Origin of the sequence: Sphingomonas sp. UYEF23 (genome assembly GCF_040546165.1) — a bacterium.
GTDB classification, from domain to species: Bacteria; Pseudomonadota; Alphaproteobacteria; order Sphingomonadales; family Sphingomonadaceae; genus Sphingomonas; species Sphingomonas glacialis.
The window spans coordinates 647,173-664,514 of sequence record NZ_JBEPNG010000001.1; the positions used below are offsets into that span (position 1 = coordinate 647,173).

Sequence of the window (17,342 nt, forward strand, 5' to 3'; positions counted from 1 at the left end):
CACTCTATCATCCTAATCCTTTGCCCGCTCAGACGAACGGGATGGCGAGCTGCGCCGCCTTGCATGACGACGATTTCGGCGGCGCGATGCCCCATTGGTCGGTGCGCCCCGTGGGCCACGACCAATTCTCTGGGCTGCCGACGCGATAGTCGTCATCGACCTGCAGCACGTCGGTGGTGTATTGGACGACGAAACCAAACGGATCGACGAAATAGGCGAACACGTTGTTGCCGGGCCCATGTCGTCCCGGGACCCAGCCGATCGGAAAGGCGTGATCGACCATTCGACCCGAGGCTCGCATCACGCTTTCCCAATCGGGCAGTTGGAACGCGACATGGTTAAACGTGTTCACGGGCGCCTCGGCGATGACGACCGCGTGATGGTCGTCATTGGTGCGCACGAACGCCATCATTTTCGAACGGTCGGTGAGCGTGAAGCATAACGCGTCGGTAAACAGTCGGACGTCGCGGGCGACATCGTCACTGTTAAAATTTATATGCGTGAGCCGTTCGGGCCGGTCGGGATCGTGCGGTAGCGGCGACACGCGGGTATCGTCCTGCACGAGCCGCAACGCGCGTCCTTGTCCATCTCGCACAACGACCGCGCGACCGCCGCCGGGTTCGTCCAGATCGTGAAGCGCGGCGACCAACGTTCCGCCATGTGCGACTAGCGCATCTGCCAACGCGGCGAGGTCACTGTCGGGAACCGCGCGGAAGGTCATCCAACGAATTGCCGGGGCATCGCCTATGTGCAGCGCGAGGATCTGGGCGTCGCTGCCCATGTCGCGCAGCCAGACCGTATCGCCGCGCCCCTCGGCAATCTCCAGACCCCACACTGCCGTGTAAAAATCGGTCGCCGCCGCGAGATCTGGCACGATGAAATTGACGCTGCGGATGCCCTCGATCGGAAAGCGTTTCATCAGGAAGGTTGCTCTTTCGCCTCTCACGCCGTTTACCGACGGCTCCAGCATGCTTTGAACCCATTGCGGCGAAGCTGTCCAATACGCGATTGCTAGAGTTGCATAATCTGTATCTATTGATCTAATGATCGATCCCCGCCTCCTTCGCACCTATCTCGCAGTTTGCCGGGAGCGCTCGATGAGTGGCGCTGCGCGCCGAATGAACATCGCACAGCCGTCCGTATCGGTAGCGATCGCGCAACTCGAGCGGCACCTTGACACGTGCCTATTCACGCGGGGGAGGTTAGGTATCACTCTGACGGCCGCAGGCACCGCTTTGCAACGCCGTGCCGAGGCTATGGAAACACTGCTGCTTGATGCCGAGGAGGAAGTCGCACTGGCCCGGCTTGGAGTTCGGGGTCCGCTTCGGATTGGTGGAACGCCGGGCGCGCTTGTCAGTCTCGTGCCCGATGCAGTGGCGAGGCTCGATCCTGGGGAACGTCTATCGCTGCACATACTAGAACGTCCCGATTTCGAACTGACGGAATTACTGCGCAAGGGCGAGATCGAAGTTGCAGTGGTGACCACCGCAATCGAGGTTCCGCCACCTGATATCGAGGAACGCAACATCGGGCGCGATCCTTTCGCGCTGATTGTTGGCCGCTCGCACGAGGATATCGGCGCAAGCATCTCCCTGCGCAAAACACGGGACTGGGGTTGGGTGCTACCGCAGGCAGCCGGCGCGTTTCATCGCCAAATCGAGGCCTTGTTCCTCTCCGTCGAGATGGCGGTTCCGATCGACGTGATTCGCTGCGACTCGCTTATGACATCCAAGGCGATTGTACAGCAGGGCAACCGGGTGACGATGCTCCCGAGCGGTGTAATCGCTGCAGAGTTGTCCATCGGCGTTTTGCGGGCGATCACGATTAGCGATGCGAGACTGGTTCGCAGCGTCGGTATTAGGATGATGGCGGATCGGCCTTTGTCGGACCTCGGTCGACGATTCGTCGAGGCGATCGAGAATGCCCACATATAATTCAAAACTATCCATCCCTCAAAATTCAATATTTTACTTATTGCTTTGATCGCGGGCAGATAACCCCCAGCCGCGGCAGCGCGGCCATAGGGGTTAAACCATCATGCATCGCGGCTCGGCAGAGTTTTGTTTTGAATTGGTCAAATGGTGGCCGTGATGACCGACGTTGATGTCGTGATCGTCGGGTGCGGTCCGGTGGGTGCGCTTGCGGCGAATCTTGTCGCGGCGGCTGGTCTCACGACGCTGGTGATCGATCGCGAGGCCAATCCGCACCCGTTGCCGCGCGCGGTGCATCTCGACCATGAAATGATGCGGCTGTTCCAATCGGTTGGGCTGGTCGATCTTATTCGCCCCGGCATGAACGAGACCGAGGGGCATCTGCATATCGGCGCCGACCAAGGCGTGATCCGCTATATGGGTACGGCCGGGCGGCCAAAACCGTTCGGTTGGGCTAACGACTATTTCTTCTTCCAGCCCGAACTCGAAGCGTTGTTGCGCGAAGGAATCACGCGCTTCACCAATGCCAAACTCCGCACCGGCGTGACGCTCGAAACGCTGGCGCAGGATGCTGACGGCGTAACGCTGACGCTTTGCTCGGATGCCGGGACTTCACAGGTCCGCGCCAACCACGTAATTGCATGCGACGGTGCGCGCAGCGTCGTGCGCGGACTGCTTGACATCGCGCTAGACGATCTCGACTTCGAGGAGCCCTGGTTGGTGGTCGATGCCGAGGTGATCGGCCCGGTGCGCTTTCCCGATTTATGGGGCACACCAGGCGAGATCGACCTACAACGCCTTTCGGTGATGATGTGCGATCCGGTGCGCCCTGCGACGATCGTTCCAGGCCGTGGCACCATGCGTCGGTGGGAATTCATGCTGCTCCCGGGCGAGGAAGATGCCGAGATGATGCGGCCCGACCGCGTCGCTGCGCTGCTTGCTCCATATCTCGAAGGTGTGCCGCACCGCATCATACGCGCCACGACCTATCGCTTCCACGGACTCGTCGCCGAACAGTGGCAGGACGGCCGGGTTTTCCTGGCGGGTGATGCGGCGCACCAGACGCCGCCTTTCTTCGGCCAGGGCATGTGCCACGGCATGCGCGACGTCGCCAACCTTGCCTGGAAGCTGGCCGCGGTCGCGCGGGGTGAGGCAGGAGAGGCATTGCTCGACAGCTATCAGCCCGAACGAGATCCGCATGTCCGCGCGGTTATCTCGGCAGCGGTCGAGGCCGGGCGCTACATTTGCGAACTCGACCCCGCGCGCGCTCGCGAGCGCGACCGCGCCTTTCGCGAGCGCGCTCAAGGGGGTGCGACGGGCACAGCCGCCGATCTCATCCCCGCGATATGCACGGGCATCATCGCCGCGGGCACGCCCGCCGCGGGCGAGCGATTCATCCAGCCGCGACTCGGCGAAGGCGGACGATTGCTGGACGATTCAACCGGTAATGGCTGGCGGCTCGTCACGCGAGACGACGCTCTGCTCGTGGATGCGAAGCGCGCCGTCGCCGGTACGCCCGTCGCAGTGACGATCGTGGATGCCCATACGATCGGCGACGATGGTGCGCTGCTGCGTTGGCTCGACGCACGCGGCGCGGCGGCGGTATTGGTGCGACCCGATTTTTATGTGTTCGGCACCGGCGAACCCGCCGATCTAGTCAGCGCCCTCACCACTGCGCTGTGCTTGCCCCAGGGAATGGCCGCATGACCTGTAGTTCCACCCATGGAGACGCCCGATGGCATTCGTAAGCTTCCGTCGCGCCGACGGCGTTGCCAGCTACGGCAGGCTTGATGGTGACCGGATCGTGGATCTTGGCGCCGCACCAGGTGCTCCCGCCGATCTAAAGGCTGCGATAACCGCCGGCACTTTGGCGACGCTGACCTCTAACACGCACGTCGCGTTGACCGAGGTGGCGCTGCTGCCGGTGCTGCCCAATCCCGGCAAGATTCTGTGCGTCGGACACAATTACGAGAGCCACCGGCAGGAGACGGGCCGCGCAAAGGTCGATAATCCCTCGATCTTCACGCGTTTCGCCGATACACTGATAGCGCACGGCGAACCGATTATCCGCCCCAAAGTCTCGACCGACCTCGATTTCGAGGGTGAACTGGCGATAGTCATCGGCACTGGTGGCCGGGCCATTTCGGAGGCCGAAGCGCTTTCGCACATCGCGGGCTTCGCCTGTTTCAATGACGCCTCGGTACGCGACTGGCAGTGGCACACAACGCAATTCGCGCCCGGCAAGAACTTTCCCGGCACCGGCGCGCTTGGTCCGCAGCTCGTAACACCGGACGAAGCCGGGAATCTCGCCGACGTCCATGTCGTGACGACACTGAACGGCGACGTGGTGCAGGATCAGCCGATCAGCGACATGATCTTTTCGCTGGCCAAGATAATCGCCTACATCTCCGCCTTTACCCCGCTCGCACCGGGCGATGTGATTGCCACCGGCACGCCGGGCGGGGTCGGCTCCAAGCGCACGCCGCCTCTGTGGATGAAAGCGGGCGACAAGGTCGAGGTCGCGATCGGGCCGATCGGCACTCTCACCAACCCAGTTGCCGACGAGCCATAAACGCAGCGTCAAAAAGCATAAACCAAGCGTCAAAGACGCTGATAAAAACAGGAGAGGATTTATGATGAGGTTCATCGCATTATCGCTGACGACGACGAGCATGATGGCGCTAGCCGCGCCGGCGACCGCGCAGCAAGCCGCCCTGACATCCCCGCACGCCCAAACCCCTGAACCGCAAGCAGCAGCAGCCGATACCGGAATCGCCGATATCGTTGTGACGGCTCAGCGCCGCTCGGAAAACCTCCAGAAGACCGCGCTCGCGGTCAGCGCGGTGGATGCGGCGGCGCTCAGAAACGCCGGTATCAGCCAGCCGTCCGACCTGACCAAGCTGGTGCCCGCGCTCCAGCTCGCACCGCTCGGCGGCGGCGGCACGCAGGTGACGATCCGCGGCGTCGGCAATTTCGCGCCGTTCCTCTATTCCGAACCTGCGGTCGCGATCAATTATGACGGCGTCTATCTCGCGCGCTCTGCCGCACCCAACGGCCTGTTCTTCGATCTTGAGCGAGTCGAGGTGTTGAAGGGGCCGCAGGGCACGCTCTACGGGCGCAACGCGACAGGCGGCGCGATCAACGTAATTTCTGCCAAGCCAGTCATATCCGGTATTCATGCCGCGGGCGACATTGAAGCGGGCAATTTCGGTCTAATTCGCGGTTCGGCGATGATCAACCTGCCGCTGGGCGAGGACGTGGCTTTGCGCATCGCCGGACAGGCGATCAGCCGCGGCGGTTACCTGTCCGACGGGTATCTCGACGATAAAGGCCAAGCGATTCGCGGACAATTGCTGTTCAAGCCCACAGGCGCGCTGAGCATCAATCTGGCGGCCGATTATATCCATCAGGGCGGCAAAGGTCCGGGCGGGGTGTTTGCTCCGGGCGGATTTCTTGTGCCGTCCGATCCGTATCGCGGCGCGACCTCACCTGAATCGCAGGCACTGCTGCGCGGGGCATCGCTTGGAATTACCGGCGGTGCCAACCCCAACTTCCTGCCGCCGTTCGGCACCGATGGTTACACCAATGTCAAGTCGTGGGGCATATCGGCGACGATCAATTACAATCTCGGCTTCGGCAACCTCACCGTCCTTCCGGCGTATCGCAACACGGCGAACGACTTCAAACATTATGTCGGCGGCTTTCCCCTGATCTCGACCGAACGTTCCGAACAGGAAACGGTGGAGGTGCGGCTGTCCTCCGCCAACCGATCGCCGATCAAGTGGGTGGTCGGCGGTTATTACTTCCACGACGCATCCTCGCTCTACTCCGATGCCAGGCAGGGCATCGCGCGCACCATCACCATTGCCTCCGCCCTGCCCGTCGACAGCGCGGCGGGGTTCGGACAGGTGACAGTGCCGCTGACGTCCCGCTTCCGAGTGACCGGCGGCGTTCGCTACACCGACGAGACCAAGTCGCAGACGGGACAGAACATTAGCGACCTGCCGCCCGTGCCGACCGGCTTCCCGGCACCTGCGATTGTATTCTACAACGCGGTGTGCCCGGCCCCGGCGGCGACGCTTAACGTGGCGGCCGGCACGTGCACCGGACCTTTCGCCGGGCGCGTGCATTATAAGAAGGTCACGTGGAAGGGCGGGGTCGAGTTCGATGCCGGACCCAATTCGCTGATTTACGCCAGCGCCGAGCAAGGCTTCAAGGCGGGCGGTTTCTATCCGTCGCTGCCGCCAAACACGTTTCGCCCGGAGAAGATCTTCGCTCTGACGCTCGGGTCTAAGAACCGGTTCTTCGGCAATACGCTTCAGTTTAATGCCGAGGCCTTCTACTGGAAATATACCGACAAGCAGGTCAGCCATCTCGGTCCGGTGCTGCCCGAAGGCTATGGGATCATTACCGAAAACGCGGGAAAAGCGACGATCTATGGTGCAGAGGCGGATTTGATCTGGCGGCCTACCCGCGCCGATCGTTTGAGCGTCAACCTACAATATGTGAAGAGCAAGTATGATACGTTCCTGTATAGCGTGCCGCTGCTGAGCGCGACGGCCACTAAGGCTGCGGTGACGTGCCCGCAGACCGTCGCGACTTCAATTACTGGAGCGCGTACTGCGACTGTCGATTGCGCCGGGCAGGTGCTGCCGCAAACCCCGCGCTGGACGCTCAACGCCAGCTATCAGCGCACGTTCGAAATCGCCAACCAGGCCAAGGTCGAGGCGATCGTTGGCACCAAGGTGCAATCGTCTTTCTATGTTGGGGAGGAATTTCTCTCCGGCGAATTCCAGGGCACGTCGATGGTATCCTACGCTTCGCTAACCTACCGTGCGCCAGGCGATCGTTTCTCGGTCGGGGCATATGTCGACAATATCGAGAATCAGGCTGTAAAGGCATCGAGCTTCGTGCAACCCGCGATCGGCGTGCCGGTGGTGATCCTGCGCGCGCCGCGCACCTTCGGCGCGCGCGCCGGGTTCCGTTTCTGAGAGGGGATACTGCGATGATCACGTTGCACGGCCATCCCTTCTCCCGAGCGCACAGGGTGATGTGGATGCTCAAGGAACTTGGCCTGCCGTTCGAGCATGTCCCGACCGACTTTCGCGGCGGCGCGACGAGGACGCCACAGCATCTCGCTATCAACCCCAACGGCCGCGTACCCGCCTTGGTTGATGGAGACCTGACCCTGTTCGAATCACTGGCGATCAACCTGTATCTCGCGCGTCGCTATGGTGGCCCGCTCGCCCCCGCCGACGTCGCCGAGGAGGCGCTGGCGACGCAGTGGAGTTTCTGGGTCGCGACGGAGGTTGAAAAACCTTTGCTGCTCGCCGCCGCCAATCTGATGTTGTTCGCAGAAGGGGGCCGCGATGCCGATCAGGCCGCACTCGCGTGTCGGAAGCTGGATCGTCCGTTGAGGGTAATGGAATCGCACCTCGCCATGCTGCCCTATCTGCTCGGCGAGCGTTTCACCGTGGCCGACCTCAACGTAAGCGCGGTGATGACGCTGATCCCGATCACGGGCGTGCCGTTGGCGGACTATCCAAAGGTCGCCGCCTGGCTCGACCGCTGCCTGGAACGGCCAGCCGCGGCCGATTGGAAGCCGATCACCTTCTCAATCCCCCGCCCGCCGACCGAGGCCGGGATTTTAGCGATGTTCGTCTGATCTCAGGGCTGACGGACAATCCAACAGATGGGCGAGAGCGTCAGTGGCACGTTCTGATCAAACACGCTGGAGTGGACTAAGGGCAATATAGGACGATGCAACCGGGCTCCGACCGCGCGGCGTTCACGCGCAGGCGCAAGCCAAGCGCGTATGTCTACGGCGGGCTCTGTCAGACCAACGAGGCGCTCGCTATCGTGGCCCAATGAGCCGCAAATCGAGAGCCCTGCCCCCTAGCCCGTTCCGCCGCTTTAACTCGTCACCCGATGTGATCTGACTGGTCGTGATGATGTATGTCCGTGTGTGGACGCCCCGTCGGATACAAGGGGGTATTCGAGAGATTTGATCGCGCAGGTTCAGGTGCTTCCGTGTGTCAGGCCTACTGATGCAGCCATCATCACGGCTGCTGGCGGCCCTGTCAGACCAACGAGGCGTTCGCTACCGTGGCCCAATGAGACGCAAATCGAGAGCCCTGCCCCTCAGCCCGTTCCGCCGGTTCAACTCGTCACCCCAGGTGATCCGACTGGTCGTGATGATGTATGTCCGGTTCCCGCTGTCGCTCCGCAACGTCGAGGATCTTCTGTTCGAGCGCGGGTTCGATATTTGCCATGAGACAGTGAGGCAATGGTGGGGGCGGTTCGGGGTGACGTGACCCCCGTCTTTCATCCAGCCGCAACCAGAGACCGACCAATGTTGTCGCGCATGAGCGCGGGTGATGCAACGGGCGGGATTAGCTCCGCCCGTTGCTGTTCGAGTTCGGCAGCGAACGCTGCCGGTGTGGCGTAGCCGAGCGATGAGTGCGGCCGCTCGGTATTGTAGTCGTGAGCCCAGCCAGCAAGGATTGCGCGGGCCTGACCGATCGTGAAGAACAGCGTCTCGTTGAGAAGCTCGTCGCGCATGCGACCATTAAAACTCTCGACGAACCCGTTCTGCGTTGGCTTGCCCGGCGCGATATAATGCCACTCGATGCCGACGTCGCCGGACCAGGCCAGCACCGCGTTCGAGGTGAGCTCGGTGCCGTTATCGCTGACGATCATCTTCGGCGCTCCGCGCCTGGCAATCAGACTTTCCAGCTCGCGCACGACCCGTCGGCCCGAGATCGACGTGTCGACCACTGCCGCCAGACACTCGCGCGTCACATCGTCGACGATGTTGAGCACGCGGAACCGCCGCCCGGTGACGAGCTGGTCGTGGACGAAGTCCAGGCTCCAGCGCTGGTGGGGAAGAACCAACACCGGTGCCGGTGCCCGCGCGCCCACGGCGCGCTTGCGTCCCTTCCTGCCCCTGACCGTCAGCCCCTCCTCGCGGTAGAGCCGCCGGGTCTTCTTGCGGTTGATCGTGATGCCGTCACGGCGGAGCAGGATGTGCAGCCGTCGGTAAGCCAAGCAACTGCCGGGCGTGTTCGAGATGGGCCTTGCGGGTGGCGCCGGCGAGCAGGCCGTAGTGGCGGATGCGGTGGAACCCGCGCGGCAGGACGTGGAGCAGGAAGCGGCGGATGAACTCGTCTGTCGCCAGCGTCATAACCTGCTGGCGATCGGCACCGACGCGGCGATAGGACGCTGCGCCGCTTGCCCTCGCGCCACCACAGCCACAGCAGCTCGAGCAGTTGCGGCGACAGCATGGCGTTGCGGTCCATGCGCCCCTTGCCCTCCTCGATCCGGATCAGCATGCGCTTGCTGTCGATATCGTCGGCCTTGAGATGCGCCACCTCCGACACGCGCAGGCCGGCGCCATAGGCAACGCCCAGCGCCGTGCGGTATTTGATGCCCGGTGCCGCCTCGAGCAGCCTGGCCACCTCATCGACGCTCAGCACGTCGGGCAGCTTCCTGGGACGATGCGCGAGCACCAGCCGCCGCGACAGGTCGGGTCGCTCGAGCGTCACGTCGAACAGAAAGCGCAGTGCCGACACCGAGCCGTTGATCGTGGACTCGCCGACACCGTGTTCGCGCTGATGAAGCTGGAAGCGGCGCACGTCCTCCGCGGTCGCGGTATCGGGCGAGCGCCCGAGGAACGCTGCGAAGGCACGGACGTCGCGGACATAATCGTGCTGGGTCCGCGCGCGCATCGCACGCATCGCCATGTCGTCGAGCATGCGCTGACGCAGCGGGGTGACGGGTGGGTCGATCGGTTGAGTCGCCATGATGAGTTCCTCTCGTTCAAGGAACTCCATCGTCCGCCACTGCCTCCGCAGGGCCAAACCTCAGCGCAGACGCGCTACCTCACCGCCAACACCACTGCCGCGCAGCGGCTTCGTGCACTGGGTCCTGTCAGCCGAAAGCCAACGGACCGGTACGGCGCCAGAAACCGCCATTTCAAAACCCAAGTTCGAGCGCCGTTGGCCAACGGCTATCTGCACCGTCTTGGATCGCGTAGCGTGTCATCTCGACGCCGACAGGAGATCGTGCCGTGAAACAATTAATCTATTGCTCGAATCCGTTCGGGTTCGACCGCGCGATGCTCGCCGGGATTTTGGTAGGTGCGCGGCGTAACAATGCGCGGGACGACGTGACAGGCGCGCTGATTTGCCGCCACGATCTGTATCTTCAGCTTATCGAAGGGGCGGCCCCGGCAATCGACGCGCTTTACGCCCGCATTCTGCGCGATGATCGCCATTCTAGTGTCCGATTGTTGCTGTCCGATAATGTTGAGACGCGGATGTTTCCCGAGTGGAGCATGCTTGATGACGAAATGCCGTCGATGGCCTGGTCACCGGCTGAGGTTCAGGCCGGCGCGGTCGAGGCGGCACCTGCTAGCGCGCTGCGCGAGATTTTTGAGCGGATCGCCACCATCGCGCGCGAACGCACAACGCCTGTTGTTTGATCGTGACCGTGCCTGCCTGACGTTACCCTTAATCGATAGGTACCGATCAGCGACGGGAAATGACTGCGGCTAAACCAATCTGCTCATTTAAATGCCGACCTTCGCACAATCGACCACTCCCCGGCGAGGTCCGCTGACTTTCGGACCTCCTAAAAGGGAGAGATGAACAAGTGATCGAAGTTGAGAACGCAAAGCTGGATCGGGAGTGGGCAGAAATGGGTCTAGCCAGCCGCGGACCGCTCGTGCGCATCGAATTTTTAAGCTGCCTTTGAAGTTCGCAGTTGCGCCCGGCGCCCAAGCCCCGTGCCGGGATGATCATCATGATCGTCAATCAATGCCAGATACGACCGATCGACTGCCTGAACGAATTCGGGTGCGGGCATGTCGGGGCGAACTGGCGGCATGAGTCGTGGCGGCTTACCGTATCGCCGCCGCCCTAGCAGCTGCACCGCAATAGCGCGCGCCAATACCTCGCCGAGCAAAGAGGGGACAGCATTGCCAAGCATGCGCTGTATCTCATTGCGGCTGGCGTCGAACACTAGCCCGTCCGGGAAAGTCTGCAGCCGCGCTAGTTCGCGCGCGGAAAGCTTCCGACTAGCCCAATGGAAAGGACCAGTCGCGGATCCGGGTTGCGCCTGTATCGTCCAGGAAGGACGGTCCTTGGCGAGCTTGAGCAGGAAGTTCCAGTAACGGGTGCGCCAGCCGAACAGTGGCAGCCCCCCACCCCGCTTGGTGTGCCATAGATAGTTCGCACCCTCGGGAATTGTCGGCAGCAGCTTTGCCCATTTCCCACCCGCGACAAGCGCTTCGTCGTTGGGGAGGTCTGGCAGGTCGCCGATCGCGTCCCAAGTCGTGCGATACGGCTGCTCATTGGGGAGCAACGCGCCCTGCTCGCCGTGCGTGGCATCTGGGAAGCGAAACTCCGTTCCGTCACGGCTGCCGACGATGAACACGCGTTCGCGTAGCTGGGGGACACCGAACGACGCGGCGTTTAACACCTTCCAGACTGTTTTATAGTTGCTACCCGTGCGTTGGTTGATTGCCGCAACGCCGCCGAGGATGCGGTTGAGCCCCTCATCCTTGCCGCGGTAAGCGAGCCCGGAGACATTTTCGAGTAGGAACGCCCTGGGCTGTGTATCTTCAAGCACGCGTAGATAGGCCGACAACGTGTCTGCGCGTGCATCACCCAGCCGCTTCGCGTCACCTGTCACCCAATAGCCCGACTTGGAGAATGGCTGACACGGCGGTCCACCGATCAGTATGTCCACCTCCCCGATCTTAAGGCTAGCCGTCTCCAGCAATCGCTCCGTCGTGACCGCATGGATATCGTCCTCGATCACCGGCCAGTCGCGATTTGAGCGCAAAGCTTCACAGCAAGCCCGGTCAATTTCAATAGCGACCGCGGTGTCGAACCCTGCAGCCTCGAACCCAAAGTCCAGACCGCCGACACCGGTAAATAGGCTGATCGCTTTCATAAGCTCGATTCTTCTACAAATAACGCTAGGGTGCAATCGGCATATCCAACCTCATTGTATTGTCAATACAAGATGAAAATTCGGCTGCGGGAACAGATGGCGGTATACAGGCAGCGCTTTGGCGCGCCGTTGACCTACGCCCAGCTGGCGGAGCTGACCGGGCTGTCGCGCGCCAGTGTGGAATCCATAGCAACTCGACCGAGCTATAACGCAACGATCGAAGCGATCGAGCGGATTTGCCTCGCGCTAGGATGCGAACCTGGTGACCTGCTCGAACTGGAATCCCCTGCGCCTGCGATGCGCGAGGCGGGGTAAATGGTTGTTGCGAAGGCTGACATCGATAAGCGCATCGCGCGTGGGGTGCTGTATGAGGAAGCGGCCAAATCGGCCGCGGGACACATTGACCAAAGTTGGGCGCGTCCAATCGAAGAGCTAAGCGAAGCCGCGACCGCTACCAGTCTGACCCATATCGCTTTTCTAGGCACAGCCATTCTCGCCAAGTGTGTCGATCCGACAATCGATGTGTTTGCGGTCAAGAAGTCGGCCGGGCCAAAGGCCTATTCGGCACGTGGTCTCTGTCACGGTGTGCTGGTGCCCAACGCACCCGAGCTGGATATAAGCCTGGGGGTGAGTGGTCGTGAGCCCCTCAACAATCAGCCCTATTTCCGGATTGAGCGGCTGACCCGCGAAGCACCGGTGCGCAGCACGGCGCGCGGCGTGCTCAATTTGCTGTGTGACATCCTGGACCGACTGCAGGCGGCATCGGAAGAACAGGCGCGCCAAGCGATGCGGGCGTTCATCGATGTACGACGGCGTTTTGGCACCCGCTACTCGCGCTCAATCGCAGATCGGCTTACCATCAGCGTGCCCGACCTGATCACCGCGATCGTGACCCTTGTCGAGACAGGTTCTGAGGGCGGCCGCGTTGCACAAGCAGTTGTTGCCGGACTGATGGACGTATTTGCTGGCGAAGACCGGGTCGATGCGCGGCGAGTTAATGATCCGTCGCGTACCATTCCAGCTGATGTAAACGTCCGCCGGAAGGAAGAAACGGGTTGGGAGCGTGCGTTTGAGGTGCGCGATAAGCCGGTCACGCGCGAGGATCTCTATCTGCTGGTCGGTAAATGCGTGCTCGCCGAAGTTGATGAAGCGGTGATGGTTGCGATCGCACCCAGCCCTCCAATTACTTTGTTGGCCGAGACACGCGCTTGGGCCGCCGAGCGCGGAGTCGCCGTAACCGTTTATAGCGACTGGAACAGTCTCGTGCAGCAAGTACTGCACTGGGCGCCTCTCGCTACGCTGGTCGGCGCTTCCCGACTCCCGTCCCGGATCGAGCAGCGCCTCATCGAAGCGGAAGCGTCACCTGAAGCTCTTGCGTTGTGGAACACGCTCGTGGGCGTGAGGGCCGGCCAGCAAAACTGATCACGTCTGTTTCTAACCTAAGATGGTAGCGACGTTATGGCTGAGGACACGACACGCGTCCCCTTTCGAGCGACGCGATTGAGGCTCTCGTAGCCTCAACTCACGTTCGCTTGGCTTGGCGTGGCAACCAAAGAAGACGGCAACATCGCACTTGGCTCACGCCCGACTCGCCGGCAGCATGCGTAGCCGCTGCATCACCCAGAGCGGATCGATCGCGGCAGTGGCCGTTAGGCTCGATCCATCGACACCCGGCAGCAGCGGGCCGGTGAGGATTGCGTCGACAACCGCCGGCGCCAAAAACGCGAGCCGCAGCACGCGTGTGATGTACGCCGGCTGCACCCCCTCGATCTCGCCGAGCGTCTTGATGTCCACGTCACCCACTCGCAGCCGAGCCCACCAACGCCACGCTTTCAGCACCAGCTTGATCAGCGAGAGGTTTGGCGGTGAGACAATGGCAGCACCGTCCTGTCCGATCAGGCGCATCGCCCTGCCCGTCCGCGTCAGCCTGACGTCTGCGGTTAGCGTGAACACCTCCGAGCTGTCGTCCTCGCGTTGTGCGCCGATCGCCTCAGCGAGGACGCTGGCGGAGCCGTCAATCTCGATACTGCTGCGATGGAAGCGCACCTGCTGCACCAGATCCTGAAACAGCGCGGAGCGCCGCATCGCGACCTCCGCCCCCACCTCGACCGACCGCGCCATAAGGGTGGCGATGTCGCTGGGCGTGACGATCAGCCCTACTTTGGCGCTTAGTGCCAGTCCGTCGTGGAACAGTGCCGCGAGGCGCTTCAACACCACGGCTTCGATCTCGCGCGCGGGGATCCGCATGCCGCCGTCGCCGGTGCGATCGTGCAGTGTGCGACTAGTGTAATAGCGGTAGCGCACCTTGCCCTTAGTGGCATGCGTTGAGATCAGCGGCTCGCCTTGCTCATCGACCAGCTTGCCCGCGAGCATGGCCGGGTGCGCGGCACGAACGCCGCTGCGTTCACCCTGCAAATTGCCGGCGAGGATTGCCCGGGCGGCGTCCCAGGTCTCGCGTGTGATGATCGCATCGTGCAGGCCCGGATAGATTTGTCCCTTATGGTGGACCTCCCCGATATAGATGCCGCATTTGAGGATCGAGTAGATCTGACCCCGGCTAAGCGGCACACCGCCATGGGTTCTTCCAGTGCCTGTCGTTCGGACCGGCGAGCGGTGTCCGTCGCGCTCGAGCTGCTCGGCGACCGACCGCACATTGCGACGCTCGATATATAAGTCAAAAATCGTTCGGATGAGTTTTGCATGCGGCTCGACGACGGTGAGGCTGCGACCATTGGGGGCATATCCGAGCGGCGGGGTCCCGCCCATCCACATGCCTTTAGCCTTGGACGCAGCGATCTTGTCGCGGATGCGCTCGGCGGTGACCTCGCGCTCGAACTGCGCGAAGCTGAGCAGCATGTTGAGGGTAAGCCGCCCCATGCTGGTGGTGGTGTTGAACGACTGAGTCACCGAGACGAACGACGTACCTGCCGCGTCGAACGCTTCGACCAAACGCGAGAAGTCGAGCAGCGAGCGTGTCAGCCGATCGACCTTGTACACGACGATGATATCGACCCGGCCCGCTTTCACCTCGGTCAGGAGTCGTTGGAGCGCCGGACGCTCGAGCGTGCCACCCGATAGGCCGCCATCGTCATAGATGTCCGGAGACGCTACCCAGCCTTCGCTGGCTTGGCTCTTGATGTACGCGGCACACGCTTCGCGCTGCGCGTCAAGCGAGTTGAACGCCTGTTCCAACCCCTCCTCGCTCGACTTGCGGGTATAGATGGCACAGCGGATCTGTTTCATGCCGCCAGCTTCCGCTTGAGGCCGAAGAACGCGGGCCCCGACCAGCGAGTGCCGGTAATCTCGCGGGCTACCTGCGACAGGCTTTGCCACTCGCGCTCGTTCCAGCGGATCACCTTGTCCTCACCGATGGTCACCACATGTGCCTTGCCGCCCCACTCGCGCACCAGCCGCATGCCCGGCGACACCGCGCTGGTCTTGGTCTTGGCCGCCGCCAGCTGATCGAGCTTGCGGGTGGTCTCGCGCGACAGCCCGCCGAACGCGCGGGCCTGGATCTCGTATGCCAGCGCCATTCGCAGCAGGCTTGGGCTGATCCGCGGCACTAGTGACGCGGTTAGCCGCGTCCACGTTTCGCGCAGGTCGGCTGAAGACAGCGTCGTCAGCCGGGCGATCTGTTCTTCCATGGTCATAGCCATGGTCAACCCGCCGCCACGATGCGGTAGCAGGTCGCGTCGTCGCGCTTGCTTCGCTCGATTGTACGCCCTTTCTTGCGCAGGCCGGTCAGCGCCGCCCGCGTCGTATGGGGCAGCCAGCCGGTCGCGGCGATCAGCTCTGCAAGCGTTGCGCCTTCCTCAAGCTGGAGCAGCGCAATTACCATAGCCGCCTTGGTCTGGCGTTCGGGCTTGGGCTGCGCGAGCATCGGCGGCGTGACGTCCGAACCAGCCCCCTCCCCTTCACCCAGGCCGATCGCCGCGAGCCCCGCCGGAGTGATGAAGACGCCGTAGCGCAGATCACCGTCCTCGCGGGCGACGCTTACCGCATCGTCAGTTTCGCGATCTTCCATAAGGCTGCGCTTGATCAGCGCCGCAATTGCTTTGCTTGCGCGGTCGTCCGCGTTCGCCAGCGTGTCGGGCAGCGGGTACACGCTGCCGTTGTCGCGCTGGCCTGCGGTGGACAGTAGGATGCTCTGAATATCATTTAACTTCGTCATTGGCTGGTCTCCGTGTTGGAGAGCGGCATCAGCACCGCTTCCACCAGCCTCAGCCCCGCCCGATCACATCGGCAGGGCAGGTCGCGCGCCCTCGGGCTGCGACTCAACGACTATGGTGTTCGCTCTGGTTGCAGCGAAAGTCGAATGGTTTGTCACGACGTGACCATCGTCGGCGGATTTTCGGTCCGGGATCAGTACCATGGCAGCCCGATCGATGTCATTTCTGTCCTATCAGGTTCTAAACCGGCCGACGTACTGCAGAAAAAGCATGGAAATTGCCCTGATGAGACACAATCCGTGTCCAATCTATGCAAAACATCAGGGGTATACCCTCACTGACATCGACGGCATGATCTGCCCCCCGCTGAGTGGCCCAGAGACTATGATAGTCTGGACCACGAAAGGGACGACGAATGCCGAGCAAGAAGCACAAGCCGGAAGAGATCATCGGGAAGCTGCGTGAAGTTGAGATTGTGCTGGCACAGGGGTCATCGACTGCGGAAGCATGTCGGCGGATAGCGCTCAGCGAGCAGACATATTATCGCTGGCGCAAGGAGTATGGCGGTCTGAAGACTGACCAGGCCCGGCGGATGAAGGATCTGGAGAAGGAGAACCTTCGGCTTCGAAGGGCGATATCGGACCTGACGCTGGACAAGCTGATTTTGCAGGAGGCAGCCCGGGGAAACTTCTGAGCCCCGCGCGGCGAAGGCGCTGTATCGATCATGTGCAACGAAAGCTTCCGGTGTCCGAGCGACGGATGTGCCGGGTGCTGGGCCAGCATCGATCGACGCAGCGCAAGGTGCCGCGCGGGGCGGATGACGAACAGGCGCTATCGGAAGACATTATCGCGCTGGCGAAGCAATATGGCCGCTACGGCTATCGCCGGGTGACAGCGTTGCTCTGCCATGCGGGCTGGACGGTGAACCATAAACGGGTCGAGCGGATCTGGCGGCGCGAAGGGCTCAAAGTCCCGCAACGTCAGCCAAAGCGTGGGCGGCTTTGGTTGAACGACGGATCGTGCATCCGGCTTCGACCGGAATATCCGGGGCATGTGTGGGCGTACGACTTCGTCGAAGGCCGCACGCATGATGGTCGCAAGTTCCGTATCCTGACCATCATCGACGAGGCCAGTCGGGAGTGCCTGGCGCTGGTTGTTGCTCGTCAGCTCAAACATGAAGATGTGCTCGCCGTAAGCGTGGCGCATAGGCCGCCTTGCGGCTGACGGTGATGCTGCGATGCTTGTGCCTTTCGGCGGAGCGGCGCGGTGGATGATGAAGTCGGGG

13 protein-coding genes and 5 pseudogenes are annotated in these 17,342 nt (G+C 62.2%); 10 read left to right on the forward strand and 8 right to left on the reverse strand.

Annotated features, from left to right (window positions below; translation table 11 throughout):
- Window positions 1-28: 28 nt before the first annotated feature.
- Entirely contained in the window at window positions 29-919 is an 891-nt protein-coding gene (locus ABIB28_RS03085; protein WP_354286280.1) for a VOC family protein, read from the reverse strand.
- A 124-nt stretch (window positions 920-1,043) separates the two neighbouring features.
- Between ABIB28_RS03085 and ABIB28_RS03090 the strand changes: the two genes are divergently transcribed.
- From ABIB28_RS03090 to ABIB28_RS03115, 6 genes and pseudogenes are all read left to right on the forward strand, one after another.
- Entirely contained in the window at window positions 1,044-1,934 is an 891-nt protein-coding gene (locus tag ABIB28_RS03090; protein WP_354286282.1) for a LysR family transcriptional regulator, read from the forward strand.
- Window positions 1,935-2,090: 156 nt separating this feature from the next.
- On the forward strand, window positions 2,091-3,638 hold the full coding sequence (locus ABIB28_RS03095; protein WP_354286284.1) for a bifunctional 3-(3-hydroxy-phenyl)propionate/3-hydroxycinnamic acid hydroxylase: 1,548 nt from the start codon (window positions 2,091-2,093) through the stop codon (window positions 3,636-3,638).
- Window positions 3,639-3,666: 28 nt separating this feature from the next.
- Complete coding sequence (locus ABIB28_RS03100; RefSeq protein ID WP_354286286.1) at window positions 3,667-4,503, forward strand: fumarylacetoacetate hydrolase family protein; 837 nt, start codon at window positions 3,667-3,669, stop codon at window positions 4,501-4,503.
- Between the two features lie 61 nt (window positions 4,504-4,564).
- Window positions 4,565-6,922 carry a TonB-dependent receptor gene (locus ABIB28_RS03105; protein WP_354286288.1) on the forward strand — a complete coding sequence of 786 codons (2,358 nt, stop codon included), beginning with the start codon at window positions 4,565-4,567 and terminating at the stop codon, window positions 6,920-6,922.
- 14 nt (window positions 6,923-6,936) lie between these two features.
- Window positions 6,937-7,596: a glutathione S-transferase family protein gene (locus ABIB28_RS03110; protein WP_354286290.1), complete on the forward strand. Its 660-nt coding sequence runs from the start codon at window positions 6,937-6,939 to the stop codon at window positions 7,594-7,596.
- A 529-nt stretch (window positions 7,597-8,125) separates the two neighbouring features.
- A pseudogene (locus ABIB28_RS03115) lies at window positions 8,126-8,236 on the forward strand (IS6 family transposase); the annotation flags it as partial.
- A 19-nt stretch (window positions 8,237-8,255) separates the two neighbouring features.
- Here ABIB28_RS03115 and ABIB28_RS03120 read toward each other — a convergent pair.
- The 3 pseudogenes from ABIB28_RS03120 to ABIB28_RS03130 all read right to left on the reverse strand — a co-directional run.
- Window positions 8,256-8,972, reverse strand: a pseudogene (locus tag ABIB28_RS03120) (IS3 family transposase); the annotation flags it as partial.
- 36 nt (window positions 8,973-9,008) lie between these two features.
- Window positions 9,009-9,114, reverse strand: a pseudogene (locus tag ABIB28_RS03125) (transposase); the annotation flags it as partial.
- 61 nt (window positions 9,115-9,175) lie between these two features.
- Window positions 9,176-9,763 (reverse strand): annotated as a pseudogene (locus ABIB28_RS03130) (tyrosine-type recombinase/integrase); the annotation flags it as partial.
- A 236-nt stretch (window positions 9,764-9,999) separates the two neighbouring features.
- Between ABIB28_RS03130 and ABIB28_RS03135 the strand changes: the two are divergent.
- Complete coding sequence (locus ABIB28_RS03135; RefSeq protein WP_354286292.1) at window positions 10,000-10,413, forward strand: BLUF domain-containing protein; 414 nt, start codon at window positions 10,000-10,002, stop codon at window positions 10,411-10,413.
- Between the two features lie 257 nt (window positions 10,414-10,670).
- Here ABIB28_RS03135 and ABIB28_RS03140 read toward each other — a convergent pair whose 3' ends face one another.
- A complete protein-coding gene (locus ABIB28_RS03140; RefSeq protein WP_354286294.1) occupies window positions 10,671-11,888 on the reverse strand; it encodes a DNA cytosine methyltransferase in 1,218 nt (405 codons plus the stop codon).
- A gap of 72 nt (window positions 11,889-11,960) precedes the next feature.
- Between ABIB28_RS03140 and ABIB28_RS03145 the strand changes: the two genes are divergently transcribed.
- Window positions 11,961-12,203, forward strand: a complete 243-nt coding sequence (locus ABIB28_RS03145) for a helix-turn-helix domain-containing protein (protein ID WP_354286296.1) — start codon at window positions 11,961-11,963, stop codon at window positions 12,201-12,203.
- Window positions 12,204-13,310, forward strand: a complete 1,107-nt coding sequence (locus tag ABIB28_RS03150) for a restriction endonuclease, SacI family (RefSeq protein WP_354286298.1) — start codon at window positions 12,204-12,206, stop codon at window positions 13,308-13,310. It abuts the gene before it with no gap.
- A 156-nt stretch (window positions 13,311-13,466) separates the two neighbouring features.
- Here ABIB28_RS03150 and ABIB28_RS03155 read toward each other — a convergent pair whose 3' ends face one another.
- From ABIB28_RS03155 to ABIB28_RS03165, 3 genes are read right to left on the reverse strand one after another with little or no spacing between them, the layout of a single operon-like run.
- Window positions 13,467-15,131 carry a recombinase family protein gene (locus tag ABIB28_RS03155; RefSeq protein ID WP_354286300.1) on the reverse strand — a complete coding sequence of 555 codons (1,665 nt, stop codon included), beginning with the start codon at window positions 15,129-15,131 and terminating at the stop codon, window positions 13,467-13,469.
- Window positions 15,128-15,532, reverse strand: coding sequence for a DUF2924 domain-containing protein (locus ABIB28_RS03160; protein ID WP_354286302.1), 405 nt, complete (start codon window positions 15,530-15,532; stop codon window positions 15,128-15,130). The genes ABIB28_RS03155 and ABIB28_RS03160 overlap by 4 nt, the downstream gene beginning before the upstream one ends.
- Window positions 15,533-15,546: 14 nt before the next feature.
- Complete coding sequence (locus ABIB28_RS03165) at window positions 15,547-16,059, reverse strand: DUF3489 domain-containing protein (RefSeq protein ID WP_354286304.1); 513 nt, start codon at window positions 16,057-16,059, stop codon at window positions 15,547-15,549.
- Window positions 16,060-16,472: 413 nt separating this feature from the next.
- Between ABIB28_RS03165 and ABIB28_RS03170 the strand changes: the two are divergent.
- Window positions 16,473-17,248: pseudogene (locus tag ABIB28_RS03170) on the forward strand (IS3 family transposase); the annotation flags it as partial.
- Between the last annotated feature and the right edge of the window lie 94 nt (window positions 17,249-17,342).